Raw genomic sequence first — 12,064 nt, 5'->3', positions numbered from 1 at the left:
ATCGGCGACTCCCTCACGCCCGCCGCACCACCCAATACAGAAATGATCAACCAACATTCAGCGGCAACCGCGTCGGTGGATCGAGGCTCAGAGCGCGGTGCGATCAACTCGTTGGCGTCGCCGATCTAATGTGCCAGCAGCCTGCCCTCGCTGAGACCTTCACCCGTTGGCCAAGGCTACGACCACGGTTGTCTGGAGGCGATGGTCGGATCGGTGCTGGCTGAGCTCGAGCGTTTGCGGACGCTCATGATCTGACGAAAGACAATCTGAGTCATGACAATGTCACTTTTGAGACAGGGAGTTGATTAAGATCATCGATTGGTGTTCGCTGGCTGAGCAGGGAGGATGTCGGTCTATGTAATGAGTCACATCAATCGCATCTTGACTGCCGTATGTCAGGTGTAGACGATTGCAGCATCAACTCAAGAGGTTGATAAACGGCCTGACCCCTCGAACTGGAGGTATCGTGCAGAAGCTTCTTTCCAGAATTGCTGTTGGTGCAGCAGCCGTCGGTCTAGCTCTCGCTGTTATGGCGAATCCAGCCCAAGCCTCCGCACATGACGTGGGTTCGATAAGTGAGGCGGTTTTGGTCGCCGAGAGCGTGGGGCGAATCGGCGGATCGGACAACGTCGGGGTCAGTGCGGGTTGGCTAGGGGAGTGTTACGCTAGCCGTTACTCGACATTCGCCGGAGGATGGTGCGACGGAAACGGCCCAGACTACACCTACCGAGGTGTAGTAAGGTGTAGCAACGGTTCGTGGTACTACGGTATGGTGTTGTGGGCGGGAGACCGTACTGCATCGTATGTTTCCTGTCCTTCCGGCACGTCGGCCACCTCCGGTGGGGTATACGTCTACTACCTCGGTAGCTACTACGGTAGTAACCTCGTCTGACCGATCGAATCTGACCATGATTATCGTCTAAGGAAGATTCGGCTGAGATTCGTTGCAGTTCGAGCGGCTAAGGGGTTTGCCTTGAAAAGCTCGAAAGGCAAACTGTGGCAGTAGATTGACGATGGGCATCGCAAGCTTACTTGGCCGCGCGGTTCCACGACGTGTAGCAAGCGAGGAATTCGGCGTGTTCGCTGGCGCAGGGGCACGACTCGAATCTGATAGATCCTTCGCTTGAGCTTCTATTATCGGTTGACTTAAAAGGAAACGAAGATGCTTCGTAGGTTCGTGGCAAAGGTTGGTCTTTTGGGTGCATGCGTCGTTGCGGCCGTTACAGTGATGGCTGTGCCCGCATCGGCCACTTCGGTGGGAGTGCAGTGGTTCGGCGAACCTGAGACATATCTAAATACCGATACTAGTTTCGGCGGTTGGGTCGACGGGAATGGGCCGGACAGCTACCGCTATTTTGTGATCTGCACAAATGGTGGGACGTACAACGGCGTTACCCGTTGGGCTGGCGACAGGCGCGGCTCGTTTGCGTACTGCCCATCCGGCACCTATGCCGCATTCAAGGGGTACACCCTAATCCCTGCCTAGAGTTCTTCAATCATGTGCCCGACAAAGTCGGAGTGCTCGCGGTTGGGAACTATGCGTTGATGTCTGGAGTGCTGTAGCTTTGACTGGGCGGGCACGGCTCTCGGTGATCCTGAGGTTCTCGAAATATTCAGGGCACCTTGCAGAGTGCTGTGCCCGTCCAGGTTATTGCATAGAGCCCGGTCTAGGTGTTTAGTTTGCTCATGGCGGTCAGGGCCCCTTCAACGATTCCGGCACGGCCGCGACCAGGCGCTGCGGTGTAATGATCGTGGGGATCGGTCGATCTGGCTTCGATCTGGACTTGGGCGAGCATGACGTGATGTTCTGCAGCAGGCCGCGGATCCGGGCCGATTAGCGGGTCCAACAGCGCCGCGGCCCGCGCGTTGGGCAGATGGTGGCCGATCGTGGCGAGGACCGCGCGGGCGGACACTCCGGGTCCCCACTGGCCCGACCGGTCACGTACCGGGGCGGCTGGCCCTGGTTGACCTGTCCGCAACACGGGCATCGGGGGTTCTGCCATGTGGTACTGGACCACCTTGGGCGGCGGTTGACACGACGCCTCAAACAACTGCCGCCGGTAGTCCCGCAACGGAGTTCTTCGGCGATGGCCGATTGAACGGGCTGTCCGACGACGGCGGATGCGACGAGTTCGACGAATCGGGAGTCTAACCCGCGCCGCAACTCCTCCTCCACCACCACCACCCGCAGATCGTCGACCTGTGCCTAAAGATTGTCGATCATCATCGCCTGCCTCGCGACGAGGGCAAGGGTTCCTCTCGTGAGCACAGCAACGGATCGACGGCCCTGCAATCTGCAACTATCAGCACGCCAAGACGCCGCAGGTCGCGCCACCGGCCGAAATGCTGGAAAGCTTACTCGCCCCGGTGAATACCTAATGTATGTCGGATGGTTTGGGTTGAAACCGGTTCAGGCCCGGCGGATGCGGACGCATCTCAGCTGCTCGGCAGGTAGATGTGGTAGCCGGGTACGCTCACAATGGCGGGTGAGGTTTGATTCGTTGAGAGTAGCCGTGTGACGACCGGATTAGCGGGTGAATCGACAGGAAGAACATATGCTGGATCGCTCGAATCCTGCACCGCCTCCAGATGCGGCAAGTATCGGTTTAGGCCTGGACTCAAGTCGCCCTCGTCAATGACGGCACACACGATGCTCTCGTTTGTCGCGAAGGTGATGTTATTGCACGTCCAGTACTCGCTAAACACGTGGGTTACACCGAGTTGTTCGAGTCGTGCAATCATGTTATCCCTTTGTTGGGCAAGATCTCTCATGTTGGGCGCAATTGCCACGACACCAGCAGTGGCGACCAAGGTCGATATTGCAGTGGCGGCGAGAATGGTTGCTGATGCCACGCGCCAAACTACCACGCGACTCTGCAGTGATTCCCAAAGTGGCCACAGCGCGGCTGGTAGCGAAATTAGTAGGCACGAGAGGTACCTGGCACTTTCGACTGGAGTGTCTGCTGCGGCACTACTCCGAACGTACGCGAGAATCGTCAATGCCGCGCCGATCAACAAACCTAGGTGGGCTACGGAGGTTACTTTCTGAATTCCTTCCTCATGTCGAATCGAAGCCAATGTGGCTATTGCTGCAACTAGGAGAAGCAGCGGAAAAGCAAGTCCCCACCAGAGTTGCCATGGCGTGCACTCGCTTGGCGCGCAGAATCCCATCCCCATTGGGATACCGAATATCATACCGCCATACAGGTGGTCCATCCATGGTGATGCCTCACTGCTTCCGCTCAAAGTCAGCAGCACGGAGATCGGATTGACGCGTGAGCTGATTGAGTGCGCGATGAGGGGTGTTGCTCCTATGAGGGTGCCTCCGGCGAGGAGGGCGCCACCGCTCCAGATAATCTCCTTCTTTGCAAAGATAGCTAGGACCGCACCTGCGCAAAGAATATATGGCAGGACGAGTGGGTCAACCCAGATCATCAATCCCGCGATGAATCCCCATGCCGCGAAGGCGGCGCCGCGATGGCGATACCGGTCTGCCGCGAGCCCAACTGCGAGCAACATTAACCCGGCGCCTGCCGGATTGATTTCAGGATAGCCGCCACCGGAAATCATTTGATTCTTCAGTATCCGGTCCGAGCCGAGGGCCAGAATTCCGACTATCAGCAAAGTAAACCAGCGGCTGCGGTAAAGCTGGTCGACGAGCCGCCACATTATGACAAGAAATGAGCCAAAGAGGAGCAGGTTCGGGATTCGCAGCGAAATAACCGATGGTCCGAATAGTGCGAATATCGGCGCAGCCAAGTAGGCTTCGAGTGTTCCCATGTAGTTCTGCCCGTAGAAGAATGCTGGAAAATTCTCGGCCTTCGATATGTGGATCGCGGCCAGTCCCATGGTCGCCTCATCGCTATTGGTGGGCGGCACACTCCACAGCAGTGCAAGGAATCTGTATAGGACGCCAAGTGTGACACACAGGGCGGTCAGAATCGTTGCTGGGTGAAATCTACCGATGGCTCTCGATCGAGCGTCATCGGACCGGGCACTGTCCACGGTGAGCGCTGCCATGCCTAGATGATGTCATACGCCCTCAGATCGTAAGTAATCCCAGGTCTCGTGGACATACTGGCGGTCGGTGTGGCTGGGTGCGGCGGCGCCGTGGTGGTGGGGTGCGGGTGTCAGCCGGTCGGGGGACCCAGGTGTGCAAGTCGGCGGAGAGGAAGTGTCACGTACCCGCTGTCGCGATCACTCCGGTGACAATCCCTGCGGCCAGCGGGCTCTTCATCCTGACGGGACCATCTCTGTGAGATCCTGACTCCGCTGACCGGCGACCGCACGGCGTACGCGGTCGCCGTCTTGGTCGACGGTGTTCTGTTGCAACATCGCCATCGGTGATCCGCTGGACACCGCCGCCGTCGAATCGTCGATCGCCGCCCTGATCAGGTCGGATCGGTCGAGGGCGCCGTTCGGTAACGCTGCCGAAAACTACGGCCGGGACCATGGGTGGATGGCCGACGAGCCGGTGCGACTGGAGATCCGGACGCCGGGCGGGTGCCTGTTCGACTCGCCGCTGGCCCGACTGCTGCTCGGGCGCAACACCAGCTGGCATTATGTCGACGAGTCCGACCGGGTGCTGCTCGACGACACCGTCGGGATGCTCACCGGCCGGGGTCTGCCCATCGACGAGCTGCCCAGCCTGGAGCCGGGCGGACCGCGACAGAAGATCTTCTTCGAGCCGGCCCGGACCCGGGTCGGGATCGTCACCTGCGGTGGGCTCTGCCCGGGCCTGAACAACGTCATCCGGGCCCTGGTGCTGGAGTTGACCGCCGGCTACGGGGTGCGGCAGATCGTCGGCTTCCGCAACGGCTATCAGGGGCTGGTCGCCCGGCACGGCCATCCGGTGGTGCCGTTGACGCCGGCCGTCGTCGACCGGATCGACGAGTACGGCGGCACGATCCTCGGTACGTCGTGGGGCAACCAGGATCCGGAGGAGATCGCCGACACCCTCGACGAGCTCGGCATCGACATCCTGTTCGTGATCGGTGGCGACGGTTCGATGCGCGGCGCGTCGAGGATCACCGAGGTGCTCGCCCGTCGGGGCCGGCCGGTCGCCGTCGTCGGGGTGCCGAAGACGATCGACAACGACATTCCGTACATCGATCAGAGTTTTGGTTTTCAGACGGCGGTCGCGCACGCCACCGAGGTGATCCGGGCCGCCCATGTGGAAGCCACCGCGTTCCCCGGCGGGATCGGGCTCGTACAGCTGATGGGCCGGCACTCGGGTTTCATTGCCTGCTACGCGGCCCTGGCCACCCACGACGCCGATTTCGTCCTGGTGCCCGAGGTGCCGTTCGCTCTGGACGGCCCGGGTGGCCTCCTGGCGCACCTGCGCCGGCGGGTCACCGACCGGGGGCACGCGACGGTCGTCGCCGCCGAGGGCGCCGGCCAGGAGCACCTGGCCGGTGAACCCGTGGGCCACGACGCCTCCGGCAATCTGCGGCTGCACGACTTCGGACGCTATCTGCGGCAGCGGATCGTCGACGACTTCGCCGACGCCGGGCGCGAGGCGAGTGTGAAGTACATCGACCCGAGTTACACGATCCGCGGCGTGCCGGCGAACCCGTACGACAGTGTCTACTGTATTCGGTTGGCGCATGCGGCGGTGCACGCGGCGATGGCCGGTCGGACGGACCTGGTGGTGGGTCGGTGGCGGGGCAGGTTCGTGCATGTGCCGATGCCGCTGGCGGTGAGCACCCGTAACCAGGTCGACCCGCACGGCGACCTCTGGCTGTCGGTCCTGGAGGCCACCGGCCAGCCGCCGTCGATCTCCTGATTCGAGCGGCTGGGAGCCCGTGCCGGCGCGGGCCGGGTTCCGGCGACTCGTCACTGTTTTGTCACGACTGCGATCACACTCTGTGCATATTGTCGCCGATTCTTGTTACGTAGAGGTGGCAGCACGCACGTCATGTGCGCCAGGGCGTTGGGTGGTTGGGGAAGCCATGGCTACCAGTCAGGTGCAGCATGACCAGTTCGGGGATCTGCTCCGGGCCCTCCGCCTGCAGCGGAGACTGACCCAGGAGGAGCTTGCCGAGGCGGCGGGTTCCAGCGTCCGCAGCATCCGGGAAATGGAGCGCGGCCGGGTGCGCAGCCCGCAACGACGGACGGTGGTGTTGCTCGCCGATGCCCTGCGGCTGGCCGGGGCGGACCGCGACCGCTTCGTCGCCCTGGCCCGGGCCGAGCGGCAGCCGCGCGAGGGCGGCACGGTGCCGCACGAGGGCCAGGCGGTGGTCGTACCCGGGGAACTGCCGTCCGCCGTCCCGGACCTGGCCGGCCGGGCGGAGATCCTGCAACGGCTGTCGACGCTGGCCGCCGAGGTCGCCGCCGGCCGGCCCGAGACCTCCTCGGTGGTGGTGCTGCACGGGCCGCCGGGGATCGGCAAGACCAGCCTCGCGGTCGCGGCCGGACATCGGCTCAGTGGTGCCTTCGCCGGCGGCCAGCTCTTCGTCGACCTGCAGAGCGCCTCGCCGGACGGACCCCTCGACCCGGCCGAGGCGCTGGCCGGGCTGCTGCGGTCGCTCGGGGTGCCGGACAGCAGGGTGCCGGTGTCGCCGGCCGAGCGGGGCGGCCTGTTCCGCACCCTGACCCGGGACCGGCCGCTGCTGGTGATCCTGGACAACGCCGCAGACGAGGCACAGGTACGTGCACTGTTGCCGGCCGGGCGGGGATGCCTCGTGCTGGTGACCTGTCGGCGTCCGCTGGCCGGCCTGGCCGGCGCGGTCCGCCAGCCGCTCGACCTGCTCGACCCGGCGGCCGGTCGAGCGCTGCTCGCGGCGATCGTCGGCGCCGACCGGATCGCCGCCGAGCCGGCCGCCGCCGACCAACTCGTCACCCTCTGCGGACAGCTGCCGCTGGCCGTGCGGATCGCCGGCAACCGGCTCGCCAGCCGGCCACAATGGTCGGTCGCGTGGCTGGTGGACCTGCTCCGCGACGAACGTCGAAGGCTGACCGTCCTGACCGCCGGGGACCTGGGCGTGCGGTCGGCGTTCGAGGTCTCGTACCGGCAACTGGACCCGGTGACCGCGCGGGTGTTCCGGCGGGCCTCACTGATCCCCGGCACCGATTTCGCACCCGCGCTGGTCGCCGTCGTGGCCGGCATCGACGAGGAGACCGCGTCGACGGCCCTGGAGGAGCTGGTCGAGGCGGGTCTCCTCCTGACCCTCGGCGACCGGTACCAGTTCCACGACCTGGTCCGGCTCTACGCCAAGGAACGCCTCGACGCCGAGGAACCGCAGACCCGCCGGACGGCGGCGCACGAACGGATGATCGGCTGGCTGCTGCTGCGTACCCGGCAGGCCGGGGTGATGTTCGAACCGGACGCCGGTCGGGCCGACTCCCCGTTCGACGCGGGGCGGCCCGATTCCCCGTTCGATGCCGGTCGGGCCGATTCCCCGTTCGACGACGACCGGGCGGCGGCGTACTGGCTGGACCGGGAGTCCGGCAACTGGCTGGCGGCGCTGCGCGACGCCGCCCGGCGCGGTCGGCACACCGAGGTGGTCGCGGTCGCCAGGGCACTGCACTGGTACTCCGACGCCAACAGTCACCGGCACCCCTGGGACGAGATCTTCTCGCTGGGAGTCGCCGCCGCCCAAGCGGTCGGAAGCCCTCGCGACGAGGCCGTTCTGCTGAACTTCCTGGGCTGGGCCCGGTACTTCTGTCAGGACCGCAACGTCGACGGGCTGGCCGCCCTGGCCCGGGCGCTGGAACTGGCCCGGCGGATCGGGGACCCCCGGGAGCAGGCGTGGGCGCTGACCTACACCGCCGCGATCCTGATCCGGACCGGCCGGGCCGGGGCGGCCGTCGACCACAGCCGCCGGGCGGTGGGCCTGTTCCGCGAGATCGGGTACGCCCTCGGCGAGCAGAGCGCGGCGAGCGCGCAGGGCGGGGCGCTGGCCGCGCTCGGCCGGTTCGCCGAAGCAGCCGAGTTGCACCGCGGCGTGCTGGCGTTCCACGGCCGGGGCACCGGGCTCAGCCGGACCGGCGCGGCGGTGGCCCGGGCCGGCGCGATGATGAGTCTCGGGGCGGCGCTGGCCGGCATGGGCCAACTGCGCGACGCCGCCGACCAGTACGCCCGCGCCCGGCGGGTGTTCCACCGGTGCGGTGCGACGTTCAGCGAAGCCAACGCCGTGCACCGGTACGGGCTCGCGCTCGCGTCGTTGGGCGAGGCCCACGCGGCGGCCGAGGCGCTGCGGGCGGCGCTGGACCTGTACGCGGCACTGTCCTGCCCGTGGTGGGAGGCGCAGACCTTGTCCGCGCTCGCCGCTCTGGCCGGCGCGGCGTCGGACCCGGCCGCCGCGCGCCTGCTGCGCCAGCGGGCGCTCGACCGGTGCGGTGAACTGGACGCCCCGCAGGTGCGGACCCTGCGCGCCACCCTGCGACGGGAACTGGCCGGGTCCTGACCGGGATTCTGATCCGCGCCGAGATGCTGATCCGCCTCGAAGGGGACCGGGCCCCGCCGCGATTCGGCGGGACCCGGTGTCGGTGGACAGGGTCAGTTGCAGGTGGTCCCGTTGAGAGTGAACGGCGCCGGGACGGTGGGGGAGCCGTCCGCGGTGAAGCCGAAGTTGACGGCACCGCCGGTCGGGATGGCGGCGTTGTGGTTCTCGTTGGTGACGGTCACCGCCGATCCGGTCTGCTGGAAGACGCCGTTCCAGTGACCCTGCAGGAGCTGCCCGCCGGGGAAGGTCCAGCCCACCGACCAGCCGTTGACGGCCGGGCCGTCGTTGTAGACGGTGACGCTTGCGGTGTAGCCGGTGCCCCACGACTGGGTGACCACGAAGGAGACCCGGCAGCTGCTGGCGATCGCCGTCGCCGGCACGAGGTTGCCGTAGTCGTCGCGGGCGGTGGCGAAGTCCTGGAACCCGAAGCCCGGGCCGGCCGACCGGGTGGTGGTGCCGGCGGCGAGGACGGTGCCGTCGGGGTTGACGAAGTAGACCGGGCCGCCGCTGTCGCCACTCCGGGCGGAGTCCTGGCCGTCGAGCTGGGTGGCCTCGACGAGGTCCTCGATGTCGTCGTAGTGGTAGTCGACCCGCAGGTTGCAGATGGGTCCGCCGAGCACTCCCGCCGAGGTGTACCCGGACTGGCACAGCAGCTGACCGGGGAAGACCTCGGTCCAGCCGACCACTTCGGCGCGGACCTCGTCGTGCTGACCGCCGACGTAGATGTGGCCGCCGGGTGCCGACGTCGAGATGATCATCGTGTCGTGGTCGTCGTTGCTGTCGACCGCGTAGCCGACCAGCGTGCCGGTGCCGGTGGTGGTGTCCCAGCCGGTGTGCCAGGCCGAGCCGATCGACCCGCAGTGTTCGGCGGTGAGGATGTAGCCGGCGGTGGTGTCCGCGTCACGTACGCCGAAGCCGGCCGTACACCAGGGCGTGGTGGGCCCGATGCCGGCCCCGCCGTCGAACGGTGCGGCGTCGTCGGTTCGCGACCGTTCGACCAGCTGGTCGCGTTCGACGAAGGTGGTACGGACACCGGTCTCCGGCAGCGTCGGCAGCTCGGTGCTCGAGCTGTAGTCGACGCCGATCTCGATGCCGGTGCCGTCGGTACGCAGCCGGACCGAGTGGCTGGCGTCGGTCGGGTCGGCCTCCACCACCGGGGCGATCCGGGCGGCTGCCGTACGCAGTTCGGCGCGGGAGTAGGTGGCGTCGGCCACCTCGACCGGCGCGGTGCGGCGGGCGGCGGCGACGGCCGCGGCGATGTCGGCGGGTGGCTCTCCCTTCCACCACAGGGTGACCTGGTCGTCGACCAGGCCGATGCCGGCGTAGCCCCGGCCCGGCGCACGGTCGACCGCAGTGCGGATGACGTTGGCCGCGTCGACCAGCGGAGCCTGGGCGACCATCCGGTCCAGGGTCGGTGCCGGGATGAGGTCGAGGATGGACTCGGTGGTCCCGGCCGGCTCCGGCTGGTGGGCCTCGGCGTTGGCGGCGGTGGGACCGGTGAGCGTGGTCGCGCCGACCATCGCTGCGACGACCACCGCAAGGGTGGTCACTTTTCGAACTGATGCCATGACGCTCAGTCAAGCGGCGTCTGATGTGGGGTGACAGGCAGGACGCCCGGCAGGAGTCGACCTGCCGGGCGTCCTGCCGGTAGTTGCGTACCGGCTCATGGTCGGGCCGATCCGTGCGGCAGCTGCTCACCCGGTGGTCGGCCGGGATATCCGCTGCCGGCCCACCCGTTTCTTGTACGGTTGTACATGTACGTGTGTACAAGAACGGAGACGATCATGGCGTACGTGTTCCTCGCCGCCGCGATCACCGCCGAGGTGATCGGGACGAGCCTGCTCAAGTCGACCCACGGGTTCACCCGGCTGTGGCCGACGCTCGCCCTGGTCGCGGCGTACGTCACCGCGTTCGCCTGCCTCGCCCAGGCGGTGAAGACGATCCCGGTCGGTGTCGCGTACGCGCTGTGGGCCGGGCTCGGCACGGCGGCCATCGCCGCGATCGGCGCGACGTTCCTGGGCGAGCCGTTGACCCTGGCGAAGGTGACCGGGATCGGGCTGGTCATCGCCGGTGTGGTGGTGCTCAACCTGGGCGGTGCCCATTGACCGCCGACCCGGCTGGCTCGGCCCACAGCCGGGACCGCCGTCCGGTGCGGCCCCGGGATCCGGAGGGTCGCCGCCGGGCGCTGGCCGCCGCCACCCTGGAAGTGGTCGCCGAGGTCGGCATCGGGCGGACCACACACCGGGCGGTCGCCGCCCGCGCCGGTGTCCCGCTCGGGGCGACGACCTACTACTTTCCGACCCTGGTTGATCTGATCGTGGCCGGGCTGCGGCAGGCCCAGACGGACGTCGAGGCCGAGTTGCGCCGCTGGGCCGATCAGCTCGGCGACGGCACCGACCTGCCGGCCCGGCTCACCGGGCTGATCGGGGAGTACCTGGCCGACCGGGGCCGGGCGCTGACCGAGCTGGAGCTGTACCTGGCTGCAGCCCGCAGCCCCGAGCTGCGGCCACTGGCCCGCGCCTGGCGGGACCGTCTCTGCGAGATCCTGACGCCGCTGACCGGCGACCGCGCGGCGTACGCGGTCGCCGTCTTCGTCGACGGTGTCCTGCTGCAACACTTCGCCATCGGTGAGCCGCTGGACACCGCCGCCGTCGAATCGTCGATCGCCGCTCTGGTCAGGTCGGTTCAGCCGGCTGCTGCTCGTGGTCGTCGGGCTGCTGCTGGTCGGCCGGCTGCCCGTCCGGGGTGACGGCGGCCGGCCTGTCCGGGGTGACGGCGGCTGGCCGGTCGTCCGGCTCGGCGGCGATCATCGTGGTGGTGTCGTCGATCAGGTCGGCCAGGCCGGCCGGGCTGAGCCCTTCGTCGGTGACCAGGGCGACGACCAGCAGTGTCTGCGCGGTGATGGTCTCGGCGGTGGCGGGCAGGGTGTCGTGCTGGCCGAGGGCGGCGTACATCAGGGTCTCGGCCACGGTCGGGTCGATGGCGGTGCCGGCGGGGTCGAAGCGTTCCCGGACGCTGGCGACGAAGCGGATCACCGCGGCCGGTTCGCCGGGCCGGAACCGTCGGTCCACGGTGAGCACGAACAGCCCGCTGAGCAGGTCGAGGTACTCCTGCCACTGGTCGTCGTCGAAGCGGGCGAGTTGGCGTTCGTGTGCGCCGGTCTGCCCGGCGACCAGGTAGGTCAGGGCGGCGGTGGGTGCGCTGGTCACCGGCTCCTCCAGGTGCGGAAGGCGTCTTGCCAGATGTGGTGGCGGACGAGCTGCCAGAAGGTGCGGAACCTGACGTGGTGTCGGCCGGCGGCGACCAGCGACGCGGCGGTACGGGCGGCGAGGCCGCGTACCTCGGCGGGTGGCTGCCGCCCGGCGGGGTCGGCACCGTCGCCGGGCGGATCGCCGTCGTCGGTGTCGGCGGTGGCGGGTGGGTTACTGGTGAGCGGGCGTCGGGCGGCCAGCCGGCGCAGCCGCTGCTGCGGCGGGTCGTCGCCGTTGGCGAGGGCGTTGAAGTAGCGGTCGAGGGCGCCGGTGCCGACGCCGAGGCTGCCGCCGAGCTGGTCGAGACGGGCCAGGGCGGTGCGCAGCCGGGCGGCGGCGGCCTGGGCGTACGGGTCGTCGCTGCGG

At 67.4% G+C, this 12,064-nt stretch carries 8 protein-coding genes; 4 read left to right on the top strand and 4 right to left on the bottom strand.

Going from position 1 to position 12,064, the window contains the following annotated elements; genetic code table 11:
• Positions 1–2,436 precede the first annotated feature (2,436 nt).
• Complete coding sequence (locus ACXAHD_RS28155) at positions 2,437–3,849, bottom strand: hypothetical protein (protein ID WP_475054395.1); 1,413 nt, start codon at positions 3,847–3,849, stop codon at positions 2,437–2,439.
• Between the two features lie 610 nt (positions 3,850–4,459).
• On the opposite strand from ACXAHD_RS28155, the gene ACXAHD_RS28150 reads away from it, so the two are divergent.
• Both ACXAHD_RS28150 and ACXAHD_RS28145 read left to right on the top strand, forming a co-directional pair.
• The gene (locus ACXAHD_RS28150) at positions 4,460–5,785 is read left to right on the top strand and encodes an ATP-dependent 6-phosphofructokinase (RefSeq protein WP_475054393.1); all 1,326 of its coding nucleotides are present in this window, start codon (positions 4,460–4,462) and stop codon (positions 5,783–5,785) included.
• A 166-nt stretch (positions 5,786–5,951) separates the two neighbouring features.
• Positions 5,952–8,408 carry an ATP-binding protein gene (locus ACXAHD_RS28145; protein ID WP_475054388.1) on the top strand — a complete coding sequence of 819 codons (2,457 nt, stop codon included), beginning with the start codon at positions 5,952–5,954 and terminating at the stop codon, positions 8,406–8,408.
• A 92-nt stretch (positions 8,409–8,500) separates the two neighbouring features.
• On the opposite strand, the gene ACXAHD_RS28140 is transcribed toward ACXAHD_RS28145, so the two are convergent.
• Positions 8,501–9,997: a cellulose binding domain-containing protein gene (locus tag ACXAHD_RS28140; RefSeq protein ID WP_475054385.1), complete on the bottom strand. Its 1,497-nt coding sequence runs from the start codon at positions 9,995–9,997 to the stop codon at positions 8,501–8,503.
• Positions 9,998–10,228: 231 nt separating this feature from the next.
• On the opposite strand from ACXAHD_RS28140, the gene ACXAHD_RS28135 reads away from it, so the two are divergent.
• Together ACXAHD_RS28135 and ACXAHD_RS28130 are read left to right on the top strand one after the other, a co-directional pair.
• Positions 10,229–10,552 (top strand): DMT family transporter, encoded by a 324-nt coding sequence (locus ACXAHD_RS28135; RefSeq protein ID WP_353850380.1) that lies wholly within the window; start codon positions 10,229–10,231, stop codon positions 10,550–10,552.
• A complete protein-coding gene (locus ACXAHD_RS28130; RefSeq protein WP_475054383.1) occupies positions 10,549–11,196 on the top strand; it encodes a TetR/AcrR family transcriptional regulator in 648 nt (215 codons plus the stop codon). The genes ACXAHD_RS28135 and ACXAHD_RS28130 overlap by 4 nt, the downstream gene beginning before the upstream one ends.
• Here ACXAHD_RS28130 and ACXAHD_RS28125 read toward each other — a convergent pair.
• A complete protein-coding gene (locus ACXAHD_RS28125) occupies positions 11,123–11,656 on the bottom strand; it encodes a hypothetical protein (protein WP_475054381.1) in 534 nt (177 codons plus the stop codon). The genes ACXAHD_RS28130 and ACXAHD_RS28125 overlap by 74 nt on opposite strands.
• The coding region (locus ACXAHD_RS28120; protein WP_475054379.1) for a hypothetical protein at positions 11,653–12,064 on the bottom strand (412 nt) is incomplete at its 5' end. The genes ACXAHD_RS28120 and ACXAHD_RS28125, both read right to left, overlap by 4 nt.

It is taken from the genome of Micromonospora sp. ABR4_055 (genome assembly GCF_056160425.1).
This window is presented reverse-complemented; position numbering and strand designations above follow the sequence as displayed.